This is a genomic window from Kitasatospora sp. NPDC018619, assembly GCF_044391605.1.
Lineage (GTDB): Bacteria > Actinomycetota > Actinomycetes > Streptomycetales > Streptomycetaceae > Kitasatospora.
In genome coordinates this window covers 240606-261080 of sequence record NZ_JBISAI010000013.1, presented here as the reverse complement: position 1 = coordinate 261080, position 20475 = coordinate 240606, and the positions used below count along the sequence as shown (strand labels likewise).

General features: G+C 74.6%; 12 protein-coding genes. All 12 read right to left on the bottom strand.

From position 1 onward, the window contains the following. Window positions 1-42 precede the first annotated feature (42 nt). The gene (locus tag ACH5AR_RS22285; RefSeq protein ID WP_396303193.1) at window positions 43-3384 is read right to left on the bottom strand and encodes a S8 family serine peptidase; all 3342 of its coding nucleotides are present in this window, start codon (window positions 3382-3384) and stop codon (window positions 43-45) included. A gap of 252 nt (window positions 3385-3636) precedes the next feature. Further along, entirely contained in the window at window positions 3637-3798 is a 162-nt protein-coding gene (locus tag ACH5AR_RS22280) for a hypothetical protein (RefSeq protein ID WP_396303192.1), read from the bottom strand. Between the two features lie 285 nt (window positions 3799-4083). Next, window positions 4084-5673 (bottom strand): phosphoglycerate dehydrogenase, encoded by a 1590-nt coding sequence (serA, locus tag ACH5AR_RS22275; protein WP_396303209.1) that lies wholly within the window; start codon window positions 5671-5673, stop codon window positions 4084-4086. Window positions 5674-5915: 242 nt separating this feature from the next. After that, window positions 5916-6914 (bottom strand): ketol-acid reductoisomerase, encoded by a 999-nt coding sequence (ilvC, locus tag ACH5AR_RS22270; protein ID WP_396303191.1) that lies wholly within the window; start codon window positions 6912-6914, stop codon window positions 5916-5918. Between the two features lie 103 nt (window positions 6915-7017). Next, window positions 7018-7542 (bottom strand): acetolactate synthase small subunit, encoded by a 525-nt coding sequence (gene ilvN / locus ACH5AR_RS22265; RefSeq protein ID WP_188296763.1) that lies wholly within the window; start codon window positions 7540-7542, stop codon window positions 7018-7020. A gap of 38 nt (window positions 7543-7580) precedes the next feature. Then, window positions 7581-9434 carry an acetolactate synthase large subunit gene (locus tag ACH5AR_RS22260; RefSeq protein ID WP_396303190.1) on the bottom strand — a complete coding sequence of 618 codons (1854 nt, stop codon included), beginning with the start codon at window positions 9432-9434 and terminating at the stop codon, window positions 7581-7583. 331 nt (window positions 9435-9765) lie between these two features. Then, window positions 9766-12819, bottom strand: coding sequence for a putative bifunctional diguanylate cyclase/phosphodiesterase (locus ACH5AR_RS22255; protein WP_396303189.1), 3054 nt, complete (start codon window positions 12817-12819; stop codon window positions 9766-9768). Window positions 12820-13253: 434 nt separating this feature from the next. Then, window positions 13254-16292 (bottom strand): AAA family ATPase, encoded by a 3039-nt coding sequence (locus tag ACH5AR_RS22250; RefSeq protein ID WP_396303188.1) that lies wholly within the window; start codon window positions 16290-16292, stop codon window positions 13254-13256. A gap of 152 nt (window positions 16293-16444) precedes the next feature. Further along, window positions 16445-16603 (bottom strand): hypothetical protein, encoded by a 159-nt coding sequence (locus tag ACH5AR_RS22245; protein ID WP_396303187.1) that lies wholly within the window; start codon window positions 16601-16603, stop codon window positions 16445-16447. A 253-nt stretch (window positions 16604-16856) separates the two neighbouring features. After that, window positions 16857-18359, bottom strand: coding sequence for an Asp-tRNA(Asn)/Glu-tRNA(Gln) amidotransferase subunit GatB (gatB, locus tag ACH5AR_RS22240; protein WP_396303208.1), 1503 nt, complete (start codon window positions 18357-18359; stop codon window positions 16857-16859). A gap of 5 nt (window positions 18360-18364) precedes the next feature. Continuing rightward, entirely contained in the window at window positions 18365-19015 is a 651-nt protein-coding gene (locus tag ACH5AR_RS22235) for a hypothetical protein (RefSeq protein ID WP_396303186.1), read from the bottom strand. After that, window positions 19012-20328: an AAA family ATPase gene (locus ACH5AR_RS22230; RefSeq protein WP_396303185.1), complete on the bottom strand. Its 1317-nt coding sequence runs from the start codon at window positions 20326-20328 to the stop codon at window positions 19012-19014. Before ACH5AR_RS22230 ends, ACH5AR_RS22235 begins: the two co-directional genes overlap by 4 nt. Window positions 20329-20475: the final 147 nt, after the last annotated feature.

The following is a 20475-nucleotide window of genomic DNA, read 5'->3' as shown; positions in this document are numbered from 1 at the left end:
GCCCCCGGTCCCGGCGGGCCGCCCCCGCGCATGCTCCGCCGGTCAGGGCAGGTCGAGCACCTCCCCCCGCCGCCCGTCCGGGTTGCGGTGGTACAGCAGCAGGAGCCGCGAGGCGTCCCCCGGGGCCCGCCGCACCGCGAGGACGGTGCCCGGGCCCGCCGGGGCCAGCACCGCGCCGGGGCCGGTGGGGCCGGCCCGCACGGTGAGCGCCGGCCGCAGGACGTCCAGCGGGACGGTCGGCCTGGTGCCGTCCATCCCCAGGGTGGCGAGGGCCTCGGCCGCGTCCGGCGTGCCGCCGCCGGCGAAGCCCGTCCACACCCCGTAGCGGACGGTGCTGTGCCCGGGCGCGACGCCGGGCAGGGCGTCCAGCCGGACGGGCAGCACCAGGACGTCGCTGTCCAGCAGCCCGGTGTCGGTGTCGCCCCAGTGGGCGTCGAGCGGCTGGACGTCCAGTTCGGCCCCGGTGCGGGCGTCCAGGGCGCGGGAGACCAGGACGTCGCTGCCGCGCAGCCGGTCGGCCTTGAGCACGACGTCGGTGCTGCCGTCGCCGTCGGTGTCCAGCGCGACCCGCACCGCGTACAGCCCGACCGGGGTGGCCGCGGGGGCCCACAGCCGCACCCCCACGTGGAGCAGGCCGGAGTCGACGGCGGCACCGGCCGCGCGCAGGTCGGCGGCCCGCTCGCCGGGGTGCTCGACGCAGGTCTCGCTGTCCTCCTCCCCCACGTCCTTCGGCCGCAGCCCCGCGCCCGGCGCGAGCGCCGCGCCGCCGCCGGGCGGGCAGTCCGGCCAGCGGACGCCCTCGCCGCCGAGGGCGAAGGCGCTGACCAGCCCCGGGTCCTCGCCGGGCGCGGCGCGGCCGCCGAGGGTGACCAGGGTGCCGTCCCGGGAGGTGCGCAGGGCGGCCGTCGCGGCGAGGTCGCCAGTCGGGCGCGGCGCGGCCAGCACCGGGACCCGCAGCTGCGGCAGGGCGCCGTCCCCGACGGGGGTGAGCAGCACCCGGCCGGAGAGCTCGCCCCGGTAGCTGCGGGCCCGGCCGCCCTGCACGGTGTCGATCGTCGGGTCGGGGGCGCGCCCCGGCGCACCGGGGACGGCCAGGGTGACCCGCACCCGCGCGGTGCCGCCCGCCGGGACGTCCACCCGGGCCGGCGCCACCCGGTAGGAGGCGCCGGGCAGCGGGGTCGCGGCCGCGTACGAGGTGCGGTAGGCGAGCGGTGCGTCCGAGGTGTTGCGCACCTCGATCTCCCGGGTCGCCTCCGTCGGGCCGCCGACTTCGACGGGCCCGAAGGAGACGCCGACGGCGCCCTCCACCGCGCCCTCCCCCGCCGCGTAGGCGACGGCGGGCGTGCGGACCGCCTGGTCCACCCGGGCCCGCCCGGCGCCGGTGCGCTCGGGCCCGTAGACCGGGCCGGTGCGGTCGTCGCCGAGGAAGGTGTCGGTGGTGGTGTTCATCAGCGCGGCCTTGACCTGCTCGACCGGCCAGTCCGGGTGCGCGGCGCGGACCAGCGCGGCGAGCCCGGCCACGTGCGGGGCGGCCATCGAGGTGCCGCTCTCCCGCTGGCCGCCGGTACCGCTGCCGACCAGGGCGGACCAGATGCCCTCGCCGGGGGCCGCCAGGTCGGGCTTGACCACGCCGGGCACCCCGATGCCGCGCGAGCTGAAGTCCGTCAGGGTGTCGACCCGGGCGGGCTGGTCCTGGGCGACGGAGCCGTGCAGCGGGTTGCCGGGCCCGGCGAGCCGGACCAGCACCGGGCCGGCCGCCGCGGCCTGCCGCAGCCGCTCGCCGTCGGCGCGGGCCAGCAGCACGGCCGGGATCCGGTCGTTGCCGGAGATCTCGGCGAGGTGGTCGGAGTCGGCGGCGTACAGCGCGCCGATCGCGCCCGCGTCGGCGGCGTGGTCGGCGCGCGGGCCGGAGTTGCAGGCCCGGTCGGGCTCCTTCGTGCTCCAGGCGAGCAGCGCGATCCGCCCCCTCAGCCGCTCCCGGTCGGCCTCGCTGAAGTCCGTGCAGCCGTCCGACTGGTCGGCGGGCAGGGCGAGTTCGCCGCTGACGTCGGCGGTGGACCAGCCCCGGTAGCGCTCGCTCCAGTGCGCCGGGACGACCCCGGCCTGCGCGGCGGGGGCGAGCACGGTGATGCCGTCCACGTCGGCGTGCCCGTGCACCGAAGCGGCGACGGTGACCGCCCGGGCGGCGGTGCCGGGGCTGCCGCCGATGCCGTACACGTCGCCGTCGTTGCCCGCCGCCGCGACCACGACGGTGCCCAGTTCGGCGAGCCGGTCCACGGCCAGGGCGTCGGTGTCGTCGGTGCTGCCGAAGTGGCTGCCGAGCGAGAGGTTGACGACATCCAGCCGGTCGCCCAGGTCGCCGTCGCCGTTCGGGTCGGCGGCCAGGTCGAGCGCCTCGGTGACCCGGTCGGTGGAGCCGTCGCAGCCGAACACCCGGATCGCGTACAGCTGCGCGCCCGGGGCGGCGCCGGGGCCGATCCGGAAGCCCGCCGGGTCCAGCCCGGGCCCGTACGGGCCGGTGTACGTCCGGCCGTCGGCGGTGACGCCGTACCCGGCCGCGGTGCCGGCCACGTGGGTGCCGTGGCCGTTGCGCACGCAGTCGAGGGGGTTGTCGCTGGGGTGCGGGACCGGCTGGTGGTGCGGGGAGGACGGGTCCGGGTCGTAGTCGTCGCCGACCAGGTCCCTGCCGCCGACCACCTTGGCGTTGGGGAACAGCGCGGGCGGCGCGGGCTTGCCACGCTCGACCGAGCGGAACGCCTCCTCGGTGCCGGGGCCGCCGAAGTCGGCGTGGGTGTAGTCGACGCCGCTGTCGATGATCCCGATCCGCACGCCCCGGCCGGTGCCGGCCGCCCCGGCGCCGGCCCAGACCTGCGGGGCGCCGGTCAGCGGGACGGAGTGGGCGTTGTCGCGCCGCTTGGCGACGATCGGGTGGACGGCCCGGACGCCGGGCAGCGCCCGCAGGGCGGGCAGCCGCTCGGCGGGCGCGCTGACCGCGAGGCCGGCCAGCACGGTGCGGGTGCGGTAGAGCTCGCGGGCGGTGGGAGCCGCCCGGTGCACGGCGCCGGCCAGCCGGTCGAGCGCCTCCCCGGCCAGCGCCCGCTGGGCGGCGCCGGCCTGCGCGGCCTCCCGGTGGGCGGCCTCCGGGGAGCGCCGGGCCCGCCGGGCGCCGTCGGCGGCGCGCCGCCAGGCCGGGCCGGCCGGCTCGGTGGTGAGTTCCAGCAGGACGGAGGCCGTCCGGCCCTGGCCCGGTGGTCCGGCGGTCGGCGGCCCCGCGGTCGGTGGGCCGCCGGCCGCCGGGGTGGCGGCGAGGACGGCGCTCCCGGCCAGCAGGGCCAGGGTGAGGCCGATCCGGGCGGCGGGTCGGCGGACGGATGGCAGACGCACTGGGCCCTCTCCCCCGGCAGGGGGACTGATCCGCACTCCGTGTCGCTGACGCCCGCCCACGCGGCCGTCGATCACCCCTCCGAGGGCCCCGAATTTAGGATGATCGCGACGACCGGGACGAGCAACTTCCCTCGGACGGAACGGGGTTGCACTCTACTGGGTGACGTCGGACCGACCCGTACGGCCCATTCGGCGGATGAACGCCACCCGCCCCGCGGCGACGGTCAGTGGTGGCCGGTCAGTGGTGGCCGGTCAGTGGTGGCCGGTCACGCCACCGTTGTCCCGGCGGTCCAGCGCCCGCTGGAGCGCGGCCGCGGCGAAGGGGTTCCGCTCGGCGGCCCGGCGGCGGCGCGGGGCGCGGACCGGGGTGGCGGCGGGGGCGGACGTGGCGTGACGGTCGGCGGTCGGCGACATACCGGGCTCCTGGGGAACAGCGCCGCGGAAGGCGGGCGCGCGGAGTGGGGTGGGGAGCGCGGGAGCAGGGATCGCCTGCTCGTGAAGGCGCACGCGTACTCGGGCCGCACGCCCTGGCTACAGGGGCGGCACACCGTACGACCCCTCCACGGTACGACCGCGCCCCGGCCGTGTCTGCACGAATACTTGGATTTCCTAGTATCTGAGACGGGTGTCACCCGCAAGGACGCAGCAGGGCCCGGACCACCGTGCGAACGGTGGTCCGGGCCCTGCCGGGGGCGGGTGTCAGCCCAGGTCGACGGAGCGCGCGAAGCGGGCGCCGATCTCGGCGGCGATGCCCGCGAGCACCTCCTGCGGGATCTCGGTGTCCACGGTGATGGAGGCCAGCGCGGTGCCGCCGTCCCGGGCGACCTGCATGCCGGCGATGTTGATGCCCGCGTCGCCGAGGTGCCGGCCGAGCACGCCGACCACGCCGGGGCGGTCCTCGTACTTGAAGAAGGCCATGTGGTCGGTGAGCGCCACGTCCACGTCGAAGGCGTCCACACCGACGATCTTCTGGGTCTGCTTGGGGCCCGCCAGCGTGCCGGAGATGGCGATCTCCTCGCCGCCCGCGAGCGTGCCGCGCACGGTGATCACGTTGCGGTGCTCGGGGCTCTCGCTGGACGTGGTCAGGCGGACCTCGACACCGCGCTCCTGGGCGAACAGCGGGGCGTTGACGTAGGACACCGTCTCCGCCACCACGTCCTCGAAGACGCCCTTCAGCGCGGACAGTTCGAGCACCTTCACGTCGTGCTGGGTGATCTCGCCGCGGACCTCCACGTCGAGGCGGACGGCCACCTCGCCGGCCAGCGCGGTGAAGATCCGGCCGAGCTTCTCGGCCAGCGGCAGGCCCGGGCGGACGTCCTCGGCGATCACGCCGCCCTGGACGTTCACCGCGTCCGGCACCAGCTCGCCGGCCAGCGCGAGGCGCACCGAGCGGGCGACGGCGATGCCGGCCTTCTCCTGCGCCTCGTCGGTGGAGGCGCCCAGGTGCGGGGTGGCGACCACGTTGTCGAAGGCGAACAGCGGGGAGTCGGTGCACGGCTCCTTGGCGTAGACGTCCAGGCCGGCGCCGGCCACCCGGCCCTCGCTGAGCGCGGAGGCGAGCGCCTCCTCGTCCACGATGCCGCCGCGGGCGGCGTTCACGATCCGCACGGACGGCTTGACCTTGTGCAGCGCGTCGTCGCCGATCAGGCCGATGGTCTCCGGGGTCTTGGGGAGGTGGACGGTGATGAAGTCCGAGACCTCCAGCAGCTCCTCCAGCGTGACCAGCTTGACGCCCATCTGCGCGGCGCGGGCGGCCTGGATGTAGGGGTCGTACGCGACGATCTTCATCCCGAACGCGGACATCCGCTGGGCGACCAGGACGCCGATCCGGCCGAGGCCGACCACGCCGAGGACCTTCTCGCTCAGCTCGACGCCGGTGTACTTGTTGCGCTTCCACTCGCCCTGCTTCAGCGCGGCGTTGGCCGGCGCGATGTTGCGGGCGACGGAGATCAGCAGGCCGCAGGCGAGCTCGGCGGCGGTCACGATGTTGGAGGTCGGCGCGTTGACGACCATCACGCCGGCCTTGGTGGCGGCGGCGACGTCCACGTTGTCCAGGCCGACGCCGGCCCGGGCGACGACCTTGAGCCTGCGGGCCGCGGCCAGCGCCTCGGCGTCGACCCTGGTGGCGGAGCGGATCAGGATCGCGTCGACGTCGGCGATCGCGGTCAGCAGCTCGGTGCGGTCGGCGCCGTTGCAGTGGCGGATCTCGAAGTCGGGGCCGAGGGCGTCGACGGTGGCGGGCGACAGCTCTTCGGCGATCAGGACTACGCCGGTCTTCTCAGTCTTCACAGTGCTCACGACAGTGGGGTCCTTAACTGTCCGGTTCCCCCGGGCACGTAGGTGGCGTGGAGGGCGGGGGAAGGTGGCATGCCGCGTGAGTAGACGCACGACGCTGTGGGCCTGACGCGCACTCGGAGTGTATCGACGGGCTGGACAGCGGGCTGCTCCCGTCCGGCGAAATCACCCGGACGAGAGCAGCCTACTTGTACAACGCAGTTACAAAATCGGGGCCCGATCCGGCCCCGGGAGGGTCAGGCCTTCTCGTTGACCCAGCTCATCAGCGAGCGCAGCTTCTTGCCGGTGGTCTCCAGCAGGTGGTCCTCGTCGGCCTTCTTGTACTCGTTGTACTTCGGCAGGCCCGCCTTGTACTCGGCGATCCAGGTGTTGGCGAAGGTGCCGTCCTGGATCTCGGCGAGCACCTTCTTCATCTCGGCCTTGGTGGCGTCGGTGATGATCCGCGGGCCGGTGACGTAGTCGCCCCACTCGGCGGTCTCGGAGACCGACCAGCGCATCTTCTCCAGGCCGCCCTCGTACATCAGGTCGACGATCAGCTTCAGCTCGTGCAGGCACTCGAAGTAGGCGATCTCCGGCTGGTAGCCGGCCTCGACCAGGGTCTCGAACCCGGCCTTCACCAGGGCGGCGGTGCCACCGCACAGGACGGCCTGCTCACCGAACAGGTCGGTCTCGGTCTCCTCGGTGAAGGTGGTCTTGATGACGCCGGCCTTGGTGGCGCCCAGGCCCTTGGCGTACGACAGCGCCAGCGCGAAGGCGTTGCCCGAGGCGTCCTGCTCGACCGCGACGATCGCAGGGACGCCGCGGCCCTCCTCGTACTGGCGGCGGACCAGGTGGCCCGGGCCCTTCGGGGCGACCATGCAGACGTCGACGTCCGCCGGGGGCTTGATGAAGCCGTAGCGGATGTTCAGGCCGTGGCCGAAGAACAGGGCGTCGCCGGCCTTCAGGTGCGGGGCGATGTCGGCCTCGTAGACGTCGGCCTGGATCGGGTCCGGCACCAGGATCATGATGACGTCGGCCTCGGCCGCCGCCTCGGCCGGGGTGACGACGCGCAGGCCGGCCTCCTCCGCCTTGGCGCGGGAGGCGGACTCCGGCTTCAGGCCGACCCGGACGTCGGCGCCGGAGTCGCGCAGCGACAGCGCGTGGGCGTGGCCCTGGCTGCCGTAGCCGATGACCGCGACCTTGCGGCCCTGGATGATGGACAGGTCGGCGTCGTCTTCGTAGAACAGCTCGGCCACGGGGGCACATCTCCTTGCGTGGTGGTTGCCGGGTACGCGGTACTCACCGTAGGCGCACCGGCGCGGGTGTGGGTCTTTGCTTCGGGGTGTGAGACGGCGCTGTTTACGCGCTGCGGTCCAGGGCGCGCAGCGAGCGGTCCGTGATGGAGCGCGCGCCGCGGCCGATGGCGACCAGGCCGGACTGGACCAACTCCTTGATGCCGTAAGGCTCCAGCATCCGGAGCATGGCCTCCAGCTTGTCCGAGCTGCCGGTGGCCTCGATGGTCACCGCCTCCGGCGACACGTCGACGGTCTTGGCACGGAACAGCTGGACGATCTCGACGATCTGCGACCGGGTCTCGTTGTCGGCGCGGACCTTCACCAGGACCAGTTCCCGCTGGATCGCAGCGGACTGGTCGAGTTCGACGATCTTTATCACGTTCACGAGCTTGTTGAGCTGCTTGGTGACCTGTTCCAGCGGGAGGTCCTCGACGTTGACCACGATGGTCATCCGGGACACGTCCGGATGCTCGGTCGAGCCGACGGCGAGGGAGTCGATGTTGAAGCCCCGCCGGGAGAACAGCGCGGCGATGCGGGCGAGCGCGCCGGGCTTGTTCTCGACCAGGACGGAGAGGGTGTGCTTGGCCATGGGGGTTCCTCAGTCGTTCCGGGTGGCTGGCAGGGACGTCAGTCGAGGTCGTCGCCGAAGTCGGGGCGCACGCCCTTGGCGAACTGGATCTCGTCGTTGCTGGTGCCGGCCGCGACCATCGGCCAGACCATGGCGTCCTGGTGGACGATGAAGTCGATGACCACCGGGCGGTCGTTGATCTCCATCGCCTGCCGGATGACGTCGTCGAGGTCCTCGGGGCGCTCGCAGCGCAGTCCCGCGCAGCCCATCGCCTCGGACAGCCGGACGAAGTCCGGGATCCGGGTGCCCTGGGCCGGCGGCTCGATGCCGTCGTGGCCGGGGCCGGAGTGCAGCACGGTGTTGGAGTAGCGCTGGTTGTAGAACAGCGTCTGCCACTGCCGGACCATGCCCAGCGAGCCGTTGTTGATGACCGCGACCTTGATCGGGATGTCGTTCAGGGCGCAGGTGACCAGCTCCTGGTTGGTCATCTGGAAGCAGCCGTCGCCGTCGATGGCCCAGACCGCGCTCTCCGGGCGGCCGGCCTTGGCGCCCATCGCCGCGGGGACGGCGTAGCCCATCGTCCCGGCGCCGCCCGAGTTGAGCCAGGTGCCCGGCTTCTCGAAGGTGATGAACTGCGAGCTCCACATCTGGTGCTGGCCCACGCCCGCGGCGTAGATCGCCTCGGGGCCGACCAGCCGGCCGATCCGCTCGATGACCTGCTGCGGCGACAGCCGGCCCTCGGGCGCCGGCTCGTAGCCGATCGGGTAGGTCTTCTTCCACTCGTCGAGCCGCTGCCACCACTCGGCGTAGTCGCCCTTGTGGCCGGCGTCGAACTCGGCCTGGACGGCCACGATCAGGTCGGCGAGCACCTCGCGGGCGTCGCCGACGATCGGCACGTCCGCCGGGCGGTTCTTGCCGATCTCGGCCGGGTCGATGTCCGCGTGGACGACCTTGGCGTTGGGGGCGAAGCTGTCCAGCTTGCCCGTCACCCGGTCGTCGAAGCGGGCGCCGAGGGTGAACAGCAGGTCGGACTTCTGGAGCGCGGTGACGGCGGGCACGGAGCCGTGCATGCCGGGCATGCCCAGGTGCTGGGGGTGGCTGTCCGGGAAGGCGCCGAGCGCCATCAGCGTGGTGACCACCGGGGCGCCGGTCAGCTCGGCGAGGATCCGCAGCTCGGCGGTGGCCCGCGCCTTGAGCACGCCGCCGCCGACGTACAGCACCGGGCGCTTCGCGGCGACCAGCATCTTGGCGGCCTCGCGGATCTGCTTGGCGTGGGGCTTGGTCACCGGCCGGTAGCCGGGCAGCGCGGGCTCGACCGGCCAGCGGAAGGTGGTGGTCGCCTGGAGGGCGTCCTTGGCGATGTCGACCAGCACGGGGCCGGGGCGGCCGGTGGAGGCGATGTGGAAGGCCTCGGCGATCACCCGGGGGATCTCGGACGGGTCGGTGACGAGGTAGTTGTGCTTGGTGATCGGCATCGTGATGCCGCAGATGTCCGCCTCCTGGAAGGCGTCGGTGCCGATCGCCTTGGAGGAGACCTGGCCGGTGATCGCGACGACCGGCACGGAGTCCATGTAGGCGTCGGCGATCGGGGTGACGAGGTTGGTCGCGCCCGGCCCCGAGGTCGCCATGCAGACCCCGACGCGGCCGGTGGCCTGGGCGTAGCCGGTGGCGGCGTGGCCGGCGCCCTGCTCGTGCCGGACCAGGATGTGGCGCACCTTGACGGAGTCCATCAGGGGGTCGTACGCGGGAAGGATGGCCCCACCCGGGATGCCGAAGACGGTGTCCGCGCCCACGGCCTCCAGGGAGCGGATGAGCGACTGGGCGCCGGTCATGGTCTCGACGACGTGCTGGGGAGCGGGAGCGTTGGCGGCCGGGTTGTCCCCGCGGCGGGGGGATGCGGCGTGCTCAGTCATCTGCCTGTCTCTTCTCGGGTTTTGCCGACCAGGGGCTGCGGGCCCCGGTGCTGCGAGGGGTGGGGTCCCGGTCCGGGTCGATCGCCGGCTGTGCCCCGGCCGTCCCGCTCGGGTCCGACGGGTCGGACGCCTCGGGGGTCGGGGCCAGGGGTCTTGCGGAGGTGGAACAGCGTCAGTGCAACAAAAAACCCCTCGTGCCCAAGGGCATGCGAGGGGTGGCGCGTCGGTCTGTCACGAGCAGGGCGTACGAGCCCACTCAGCCGACGCGCCCGCCAAGTACGAGAATTCGGGTGCGCATGGCAACGACCTTCCTCCCGTGCGGGGCGGCATGTCAAGCAGGTGGGACGACCGTCTCGCCATGCGGACCCCCGGTCGGGCCGCTGACCGCACGGTGTCCGGGCAGGTCAGGGCCGCCGTGGTGATGTGCGCCACGTCCCGGCGCGGCGTCCGTGCGGGCACCCGTCAGGCCACTCGTCCGGGCGTCCTCGGGAGCCGGCTGGTACGGCCGGCGGGTCGGCAGCGGGCCCATCGGGAAGGGCAGCGGGTAGCCCCGGCGGGCCAGCGCCCGGCGCAGCCGGGGCTCGTCCAGCGGCGGGGCGAAGGCCGAGCCCTGGGCCTGCCCGCAGCCCAGCTCCTGGAGCGCCGCGACCTGCCGGGGCAGGTCCACCCCCTCGGCGGCGGTGGCCATCCCGAGGTCGCGGCCGAGCCGCAGCGCGTGCCCGGCCAGGGTGCGGCTGAGCGCGGACTCGCCGAGGTCCTGGACGAGCGTGCGGTCCAGCTTGAGCCCGTCCAGCGGCAGCCGGGCGAGGGCGCCGAGCGAGCCGCCGCCGGCGCCGTACCCGGCGAGCCAGGTGGAGACGCCGAGCCCGCGCAGGGCGGACAGCCGGCGGCCGAGTTCGTCGGCGAGCGAGTCCGGGCCCATCCGGGCCACCTCGATCACCAGTTCGTCGGCGGGCAGTCCGCTCTCCCGCAGCGCCGCGGCCACCGTCTCGTACAGCCCGGGCGAGCAGAGCCGCTCCACCGAGAGCCGTACCGCCACCGGGACGGGCTCCGGCGCGCCGCGGCCCCGGCCCGGCAGGGCGCGCCGCTCGACCGCGGCACTGACCGCCTCCAGGACCAGCCAGCGGGAGAACCGGGTGGCCGCGTCGCCGTGCTCGGCCGAGCGCAGGAACTCGGCCGGGGTGAGCAGCAGGCCGCCCACCGAGCGCCAGCGGGCCTGCGCCTCGACGCCGGTCACCGCACCGCTGCACAGGTCCACCACGGGCTGGTGCAGCAGCGTGAAGCCGCCCTCCCGGACGGCCAGCCGCAGCCGCTCCTCCAGCTCGGTGCGGCGCTCCAGGTCGGCCCGCATCGCCGGGGTGTAGAGCACCACCCGGCCCTTGCCCTCGGACTTGGCCCGGTACATCGCGAGGTCGGCGTTGCGCATCAGCTCGTCGGCGGCGGCCCTCGGGTCGGCGGCCGCGCCGCGCTCGGGGGTGCCGAAGGCGATGCCGATGCTGGCGGCGACGCTGAGTTCGGCGCCGCCGATCCAGTACGGCTCGGAGAGCGCGAGCCGCAGCCGCTCGGCCAGCTCCTGCACCTGGAGCCGGCCGAGCGGGCCGCAGACCAGCGCGGCGAACTCGTCGCCGCCGAACCGGGCGACGGTGTCCCCGCAGCGCACCGCGCTCTGGAGCCGGCGGGCGGCCTGCACCAGCAGCTCGTCGCCGACCTGGTGCCCGGCGGTGTCGTTGACCGCCTTGAAGCCGTCCAGGTCGAGGAAGAGCACCGCGATCCCGGCGCCCGTGCCGCCCAGCTGGCCGCGGGTGCCGAGGGCGGCCCGCAGCGCCTGGGTGAACAGCGCCCGGTTGGGCAGGTCGGTGAGCGGGTCGTGGAACGCGTTGTGCTGCAACTGGGCCTGGAGCATGACGCGTTCGGTGACGTCCCGGCTGTTGAGCAGCAGGCCGTCGCGGTGTCTGCTGACGGTGGACTCGACGTGCAGCCACTCCCCCGCGCCCGAGCTGATCCGGCACTCGACCCGGGCGGAGGGCTCCGCGGCGCCGGGGCTGCGGTGGGCGGCGAGCCGGACCCTCGCGAGGTAGCGGCGGACCTCGGAGAGCACCCGGCCGACGTCCTCCGGGTGGACGAGGTCCAGCAGGTTGCCGCCGACCAGCTCCTCCGGGTCCCGTCCGTAGACGCCGAGGGCGGCCGGGGAGACGTAGGACAGCACGCCGTTGGCGCCGGCGATCATGATGACGTCGCTCGACCCCTGCACCAGGGAGCGGAAGTGCGCCTCCTTGTGGGCGAGTTCCTGGGCCAGCGACAGGTTGTCCAGCAGCATCACGCCCTGCCGGAGGATCAGCGCCAGCCCGACGGTGCAGGCCGCCGCGGCCACCACGCGGTCCAACTCCCGGCCGCCGAGGGCGTTGTAGAGGATCCCGGCGGTGCAGACCGCGGCGGCGGCGTACGGGGTCAGCGCGCTGAAGGTGGTGGCCACCCGGCGGTGCGGCAGGCCCCCGGCCGAGGGGTGGTCGCGCAGCGGCCGGCGCCAGCGCGGGGACCACGGCGCCCAGCCCAGCAGCAGGCTCCCGGCGAACCAGCCGGCGTCCAGCAGTTCGCCCGAGTGGTAGCTGCTGCGCAGCTCCGGGGAGGTGAACAGGGCGTCGCAGGTGACGGTGACGGCGAGCGCCACCATCGCGGTGTGCACCGCCGCCCGGTTGCCGTCCCGGCCGCCGAAGCGCAGCCCGACCACCAGGCTGACCAGCAGGATGTCCAGCACCGGGTAGGCCAGGTTGAGGGCCAGGCGCATCGGCGAGCCGTCCTCGCCGGCCGCGATCCGGCCGAGCGCCAGGCTCCAGCTGAGGGTGAACAGCGAGCCGGCGATCAGCCAGCCGTCGAGCAGCAGGCAGAGCCAGCCGGCCGCCGTGCGGGGGTGCTGGGCGAGCACCAGGACGCCGGTGATGGCGAGCGGGGCGAACAGCAGGAAGGCGTACTCGGCGAGCGAGTCCTTGGGCAGCGGGGTGCGCACGACCAGCTCGTACCAGCCCCAGGTGGCGTTGCCGAAGGCGACCATCAGCGAGGAGAGGCCGAACAGCAGCCAGGCCGGGCGGGCGTGCCCGCCGACGGTACAGCCGTACACCAGGCAGGACAGCGCGGCCGCCAGGGCCGCCGCGGCCAGCCCGAAGTCACCCATGAAGACGGACAGTTGGCGCGATCCCCAGCCGGCGGCGGCACCGGCGGCGTAGGCCACGCAGAGCGCGCCGAGGAGGAGCCCGGGCAGCGTACGGCTCTCCGCGAGCCGGCGCAGCGGGCCCCGGCGGGCGGGCGCGGGCGCGTCGGCGGCGGACGTGTCGGTGTGCGGTGCGTCCGGCCGTCCGGCTCCGGGCAGCACCGTTTCGGTGGAGCTCACTCGGCCTCTCCCCCTCCGGCCCGGGGCCTCGCGCCCCGGCCACGGACCACCGGCCGCGCACCTCTCGGACGTACGCGGTGGCCTGGCGCCCCGTCAGGACGGTGGCCCAGGGGGTGGGCGGCCTGGCGGACGCCGCACCGTACCGATGCTCCCAAAATGGACCCTACACCAATTCCGTCACTCAATGACACGTACACTCAACTTAGAGTAATGGCGAAAGGGTGGGGAAATGCCCCCGATTCCTACGGATCGGCCCGGTTGGCGGCGGCGCACGGGCGGGGGCTCACGCGGCGCGCACGGGAGCACGGGGCGGCGCCCGAACACCGGTGCCAGGACGGACGGCGGCCCCGGTCCGGTCGGAGCCGGTCCGGGGCCGCCGTGGGGGCCGGTTCGGCCGCCCGTGCGGGGCGGTTCAGCGCACTGCGGGGGCCGGTTCAGCGCCCCGAGGGGGCCAGGTCGTCCGGGAACAGCCGCAGCCGGTGCGCCAGCGCGGCCGCCTCGCCCCGGCCGCCGACCGCGAGCTTGCCGAGGATGTTGGAGACGTGCACGCTGGCGGTCTTCGGAGAGATGTACAGCTCCTCGGCGATCTGCCGGTTGGTCCAGCCGCGCGCGAGCAGCCGCAGCACGTCCCGCTCGCGGGGGGTGAGGTTGAAGGCGTCCCCGGCGCTCGGGGCCGGTGCCCCGGCCGACCGCTGGACCGGGACGAGGCTCAGCCCGGCCCGCTCGGCCAGCGCGGCGATCTGCCCGCCGAGCACCCGGTCGTCCCGGGCGGCCGCCAGTTCGGCCGCCTCGCGCAGCAGTTCGGCACCGGCCTCGCGCCGCCCGGCCTGCACCTCGGCCTCGCCGGCCCGCAGCAGCGCGAGCGCCAGCGGGTACGGCAGGCCGGTCGGCCGCAGCGCCTCGACCGCGGCGGCCCAGCCCTCCGGGGTGTCCGCCCCCTCGGCGCGGGCCAGTTCGGCCTCCAGCAGCCGGGCCCAGCCGTGGTGCAGCGGGGCCCGCGGCCGCAGCCCGGCGGCGGCCGCGGCGATCGCGGCCAGCGCGGCCGGCCGGCCGGCCGCGGCCTGCGGCAGGCCCCGGCTGTCCGCCTCCACCGCGGCGGCCTCGGCCAGCAGCGGGTAGACGTCGGACTCCTGGCCGAGCCTGCCGTCCTCCTCCAGCGCGGCGAGGAGTTCGGCCCGGGCCTCCAGCGGCCGGCCGCCGAGCGCCGCGAGCCGCACCGCCAGCCGGCTGATCGGCACGCTGTGCTGGACCTGGCCGACCCGGTTGGCCGCCCTGGCCTGCGCCATCATGGTCGCCGCGGTGGCCAGGTCCCCCCGGAGCAGGGCGAGTTCGCCGCGCATCCGGTCCAGGAACTCGGCGTGGGTGCCGGTCAGGCTGGCCGACTCGTAGCCGGCCAGCACCTCGGCGGCCTCCCCGACCCGGCCGAGGTCGGTCAGCGCCTCGACCAGGTTGCCGGTCAGGATGGCGCCGATGTTGCGCAGCAGGCCGTTGCCGTCCGCGAACTCCAGCCCCTCCCGGGCCAGTCGGACGGCCTCCTCGGGCCGCCCCAGCCCGCGCTGCATGCTGGCCAGGTTGTTCATCCCGCGCAGCAGCAGGTCGGGCACGCCCAGCCGGCGGGCCCGCTCGACCGCCCCGGCGAGCTCGGCCAGCCCGCCCTCGGCGTCGCCCTGCACGTCGTAGCGCAGGCCGCCCAGGGTCATCCGGGCGTGCACCTCGACGGAGTGCGCGCCCACCTCCCGGGCGATCCGGATCGCCCGCTCGGCCAGCTCGATCGCCTCGGCGGTCGGCCGCTTGAGCATCGCCGTCCCGGCGCCCAGCGCCAGCACCTCGGCCTGGACGGGGGTCGGCGGCAGGTGCTCCACCAGCCGCAGCGCGTGGGCGATCTCCTCCTCGTCGCCGGAGCGGCGCAGGCTGCCCAGCATCCGCGCCCGGTTGATCCGGAACCACGCCGCGCGCACCGGGTGCTCCGTCTCGTCGACCAGCCGCAGCCCGCGCTTGGCCAGGCTCAGGCCGCGCTCGCGGTCCCCGCAGCGGCGCGCCGCGACCACCGCCTCGGCCAGCACGTCGACCAGCTGGATCCGGTCGCAGTCGCCGTCCGCCGCGCTGTGGTCGCAGGAGCCGGGCGGGTACGTCTCGGCCCAGTCGTACGGGCGCAGGGTGTGCGCCAGCACCTCCTCGGAGACCAGGTCCCACAGCTCCAGGGCGCGTTCCAGCATGCCGAGCTGCTCGGCGAAGGCGTTGCGGCGGCGGGCGGCGCGGGCGGCGTCCAGGGCCGTCGGCAGGGCGCGGGCCGGGTCGTGCGCGTGGTACCAGTAGTTGGCCAGCCGGGCGGGCAGCGCGTCGCCCGGGACGAGCTGCGGCTGGGCCTCCACGGCGAGCGCGAACCGGCGGTTGATCCGGTGCCGTTCGCCGGGCAGCAGGTCGTCCGAGACGGCCTCGCGGACCAGCGCGTGGCGGAAGCGGTAGCCCTCGCCCTCGCTGTCCGGGCGCAGGATGTTGGCGCCGACGGCGGCCCGCAGCGCCTCGATCAGCGCCTCCTCGTCGTCCAGGACGGCGGCCAGCAGGGCGTGTTCGACGTGCGAGCCGCCCTCGGCGGCGATCCGCACCACCCGCTGGGCCTCCTCGTCCAGGGCCTCGACCCGCACCAGCAGGATGTCCCGCAGCGAGTCCGTCAGCCCGGCGCCGAGGCCGTCCTCGAAGGCGGTGGCCAGCTCCTCGACGAAGAACGGGTTGCCCTCCGAGCGGCGGTGGATGCGGTCCACCAGCTGCCGGTCGGGGGCGGTGGTGCCGAGGATGCCGGCCAGCTGGGCGGCCACCTCGCGGCGGTCGAACCGCGCGAGCTCCAGCCGCTGGACGGTGCGCAGCCGTTCGAGCTCGGCCAGGAAGGGGCGCAGCGGGTGCCGGCGGTGCAGGTCGTCGGTGCGGTAGGTGGCGACCAGCAGCACCCGGGAGCCGTGCAGGGTGCGCACCAGGAAGGCGAGCAGCTCGCGGGTGGAGCGGTCGGACCAGTGCAGGTCCTCGACGGCGAGCACGAGGGTACGCTCCGCGCCGAGCCGCTCGAACAGCCTCGCGGTGTGCTCGAACAGCCGGGCCCGGCTGTACTCGTCGTTGGGCTCGCCGTCCGCCTCGCCGAACTCGGAGAGCAGCCGGGCGAGGTGGCCCTCGCTGCCGGCCGCGGCGGCCTCCAGCCCGCCGCCCAGCGAGCGGTGCAGCCGGCGCAGCGCGGCGGCCAGCGGCGCGTACGGCAGCCCCTCGGCGCCGACCTCCAGACAGCTGCCGAGCGAGGTGACCGCTCCGCGGGCGGCGGCCCGCTCCAGGAACTCCTCCAGCAGCCGGGTCTTGCCGACCCCCGCCTCGCCGCCGATCAGGACGGCCTGCGGGTTGCCGGTGCCCGCCCGGCGCAGCGCGTCGGTCAGCTCGGTGATCTCGCTGCCGCGGCCGACGAAGACGGGGCTGACCGATGTCTGCTGCATGGAGGCGAGCATGCCATAGCCGGTGGGGCCCGGCCGAGGGGTTATCTCCCCAGGCGAACGGGGCGAAGGGCCCGGAAGCCCGGAGGGGGAGACGCCCGTTCGCAGCGTCTCCCCCTCCGGAGGTCCCCCGGCACCGTCCCGGTGCCGCACCGTCAGCACTCCGGCCGGCGCACGGGGCGCCGCTGGAAGCGGGCGGCGACCGGACGCCGGCGCAGCCGGCGGGCCTCCTTGGCCTCGCGCACCAGGCGCTCGTGCTCGGCGCGGGCCACCAGCTCGTGGGCCTGGTGCTGGAAGGTCTGGTACTCGATCATTTCCGGTTCCCCCTGTGGGCTTCGCTTCGTCTTGCCGACGGGTAAGAGCTTCCTCCGCCAGTGGGGGGTGCCGCATCGGGAGCGTGCCGCATCTTCCGGGGCCGGGGTGCCTTAGCGGGGGCGCGGATCGGGGCCGAAAAAGGTTTAAGGCCCCGCCTCACCCAGTTATGTAGGTGAGACGGGGCCTTAGGCCTTGCTTAGAGAGCCTTAGACGCCTTAGTTGCCTTAGGAAGCCAGCCGCTCCAGGCTGTGCCTACTGTCCTTCCACGGCGAGCCGCTCCAGGATCAGGTCCTTGACCCGGGCCGCGTCGGCCTGTCCGCGGGTGGCCTTCATGACCGCGCCGACCAGCGCGCCCACGGCCTGGACCTTGCCGTCGCGGATCTTGGCGGCGATCGCCTCGTTCTCGGCGATGGCCTGGTCGACCGCGGCGCCCAGCGCGGAGTCGTCCGAGACCACGGCCAGGCCGCGCTTCTCGACGATCTCGTCCGGCTCGCCCTCGCCGGCCAGCACGCCCTCGATGACCTGGCGGGCCAGCTTGTCGTTCAGCTTGCCCTCGGCGACCAGCGCGGTGACCCGGGCGACCTGCGCCGGGGTGATCGGCTGCTCGCTCAGCTCGGTGCCGGTCTCGTTGGCGCGGCGGGCCAGCTCGCCCATCCACCACTTGCGGGCCTGGTCGGCCGGGGCACCGGCCGCGATGGTCTCCTGGATCGGCCCCACCGCACCGGCGTTGAGCACCGACTGCATGTCCTTGTCGGACAGGCCCCACTCGGCCTGGAGCCGGGCGCGGCGCACCCGCGGCAGCTCCGGCAGGGCGGCGCGCAGCTCCTCCACCCACGCACGGGCGGGGGCCACCGGCACCAGGTCCGGCTCGGGGAAGTAGCGGTAGTCCTCGGCGTTGTCCTTGATCCGGCCCGAGGTGGTGGTGCCGTTGTCCTCGTGGAAGTGGCGCGTCTCCTGGACGATGGTGCCGCCGTCGGTCAGCACCGTGGCGTGCCGCTGGATCTCGAACCGGGCGGCCCGCTCCACGCTGCGCAGCGAGTTGACGTTCTTGGTCTCCGAGCGGGTGCCGAAGGTCTCGGTGCCGTGGGGGCGCAGCGACAGGTTGACGTCGCAGCGCATCTGGCCCTTGTCCATCCGGGCCTCGGAGACGCCCAGCGAGCGGATCACCTCGCGCAGCTCGGCGACGTACGCCTTGGCGACCTCGGGGGCGCGCTCGCCGGCGCCGACGATCGGCTTGGTGACGATCTCGATCAGCGGGATGCCGGCCCGGTTGTAGTCCAGCAGCGAGTGGGTGGCGCCGTGGATGCGGCCGGTGGCCCCGCCGACGTGGCTGGACTTGCCGGTGTCCTCCTCCATGTGGGCGCGCTCGATCTCCACCCGGAAGGTCGAACCGTCCTCCAGCTGCACGTCGAGGTAGCCGTTGAAGGCGATCGGCTCGTCGTACTGCGAGGTCTGGAAGTTCTTGGGCATGTCCGGGTAGAAGTAGTTCTTCCGCGCGAACCGGCACCACTCGGCGATCTCGCAGTTCAGCGCCAGGCCGATCTTGACGGCCGACTCCACGCCGACCGCGTTGACCACCGGGAGCGAGCCCGGCAGGCCCAGGCAGGTCGGGCAGGTCTGGCTGTTCGGCTCGGCACCCAGCTCGGTCGAGCAACCGCAGAACATCTTGGTCTTGGTACCCAGCTCGACGTGGACCTCAAGGCCCATCACCGGGTCGTAGGAGGCCAGTGCGTCGTCGTAGGACACCAGGTTCATGGTGCTCACAAGAATCCCTTCGTCTTCAGTGCTTCTTCGGTGTCCGCAAGCCATCGTCGGTACGACGGCAGCTGGGCGAGGAGCTTCAGGTCGATGTGGTGGGCGAGTAGTTCCATGCTGTCGTCGAGGACGCCGCCGTGCCCCTTGCCGGCGATCGCCTGCCAGACCAGCTTCGCGTAGGCCGGGTGGTCCGGGTCGTTGTGCGCCTTCTCCACCCCGGCCAGGGTCTTGTACGGGTACGCCTCCAGCTTCGCACCCGCGATCGAGCGGCGGATCGCCTCCCGGTCGGCCAGCATCCACGACTCGGTCATCCGGACCGGGACGAGCTCCACGGGCTCGGCGGCCTTCGTCCCCCGCGCCCGTTCGCGGAGCAGAGCCGCCAGCTTCTCGGCGGTGCCGCGCTCCTTCTCGTCGCTGTGCACGAAGACCAGGTGGCAGTCCTGCGCCAGCGCCCAGGCGGACTCGGCCACCTCCTCCGGGGTGCCCGAGCCGGTGACCCTGCGGTCGGCGAGCTCGCAGGCGTGCACCGACACCGGGCCGGGCGCCCGGACGAGCAGCAGTTCCTCCAACTGCCGGGTGATCAGGGTGCGCAGGAACGGCGCGTCACTCACGCCCTCCACGACCAGCCCGGGGTAGAGCGGCCGGTCGCCCTTCACGCCGTCCCCCGTTCCAGGCCGCGCAGCAGCCGCTCCACCGCCTGCGGGGTGGTGGAGCCTCCGGGCTCGGCCTCCGGGTCCCGCGGCCGCAGCGGGCGCGCGGCGGTGATCCGGGAGACCGTCCCTCGCTCCGGGTCGACGTGGTTCGCCTGGTCCAGGAAGACCACGCCTCCGGAGAGATCGGTGCGCAGCGCGGCGAGGAGCGCGGGTGAGTGGGTGGTGACCAGCAGCTGCCCCGGGGCGGTGCGGTCCGCCGGGGTCGGCAGCCCGGCGCCCCGGCCGAGCCGGCGGAGCAGGTCGGCCACCTGGGAGAGGTGCATGCCGTTCTCGATCTCCTCGACGGCGAGCACCCCGGCGCGCTCCCGGTCCCAGTAGGCGGCGAGCAGCGCGAGGGCGCGCAGCGTGCCGTCCGACAGCGAGGCCGGCGAGACCCAGCCGGTGTGCTGGAACTCGACCTCGAAGTCGTACTCGCCCCGGGTCCGGACGACCTCGGTACGGATGTCCCGGACGCCCGGGACCAGCGCGGCGAGGTCGGCCACGAGCCGGGTGAACCGCTCGGGGTCGGTGGCGGCGATCCGGTCCAGGACGACGGCGAGGTTGCCGCCGTGCGGTTCCAGCGGGCCGTCCGCCTCGGGGCGGCCGAGCTCGCGCAGGGCGCCGGGTTCGAGGACGTACGGCTGCCAGCGGGCCGTCTCACGGGCCGTCAGGCCGAGGAGTTCCAGGGTGCCGGCCGCTTCGCGGTACAGGCCGAGCAGGTCGTCCTCGTCGGTCACGGTGGGGTCCCCGAGGATCGGGCCGCCGATCGTGGCGGCCCAGGTACCCGTCCTGGCCGTGAAGGCGTCGCGGGCCCGGACGATGTCGGCCCGCAGGTCGTCCGGGTAACCGAGGCGGTCCATCCAGTCCGTGTCGGCCAGCCGGCTCACCCACACCCGGCTCTCCCGGGTGGCGAGCGCGGCCCGCCGGGGGGCACCCGGCCGGGAGGCGCCCCCGGCCAGGTGCGCCTGCGTCCTCAGCCGGACCGCCAGCGGGCCGTCCTCGGACGGCACCACGGCCCCGACGGTGATCCGGAACGAGTCCCGCAGGGGGGCACGGTCGGCGCCGCCGCGGTGGAAGAGGTCTCGGACGGCCAGCCGTCGGTCGCCGCCCACCGTGGCGTCGAAGCCCTGGTGGACCGTTCCCGACACCAGCCGCAGCGCGTCGAACAGGTTCGACTTGCCCGCGCCGTTGACGCCCAGGAGCACGGTGACCGGATGCACATCGAGTTCGAAGCCGACGAACGACTTGAACCCGTCGATGCGAATCTGGGTGATCATCTCCTACTCCTGTTTCTTCCCTCCCCGGGGCACGGCGGGGGCCCGGCCGCCCCCCCCGGCCCCCCCCCCCCCCCGCCCCCCCCCCCCCCGGCGCCCCCCCCCCCCCCCCCCCCCCCCCCCCCCCCCCCCCCCCCCCCCCCCCCCACG

Bases quoted from the DNA above. Each gene is read 5' to 3' on its own strand.
- ACH5AR_RS22280 (WP_396303192.1), bottom strand. From the start codon at position 3,798: ATGTCGCCGACCGCCGACCGTCACGCCACGTCCGCCCCCGCCGCCACC.
- ilvN (WP_188296763.1), bottom strand. From the start codon at position 7,542: ATGGCCAAGCACACCCTCTCCGTCCTGGTCGAGAACAAGCCCGGCGCG.
- ACH5AR_RS22260 (WP_396303190.1), bottom strand. From the start codon at position 9,434: ATGACTGAGCACGCCGCATCCCCCCGCCGCGGGGACAACCCGGCCGCC.
- ACH5AR_RS22250 (WP_396303188.1), bottom strand. From the start codon at position 16,292: ATGCAGCAGACATCGGTCAGCCCCGTCTTCGTCGGCCGCGGCAGCGAG.
- ACH5AR_RS22245 (WP_396303187.1), bottom strand. From the start codon at position 16,603: ATGATCGAGTACCAGACCTTCCAGCACCAGGCCCACGAGCTGGTGGCC.
- gatB (WP_396303208.1), bottom strand. From the start codon at position 18,359: ATGAACCTGGTGTCCTACGACGACGCACTGGCCTCCTACGACCCGGTG.
- ACH5AR_RS22230 (WP_396303185.1), bottom strand. From the start codon at position 20,328: ATGATCACCCAGATTCGCATCGACGGGTTCAAGTCGTTCGTCGGCTTC.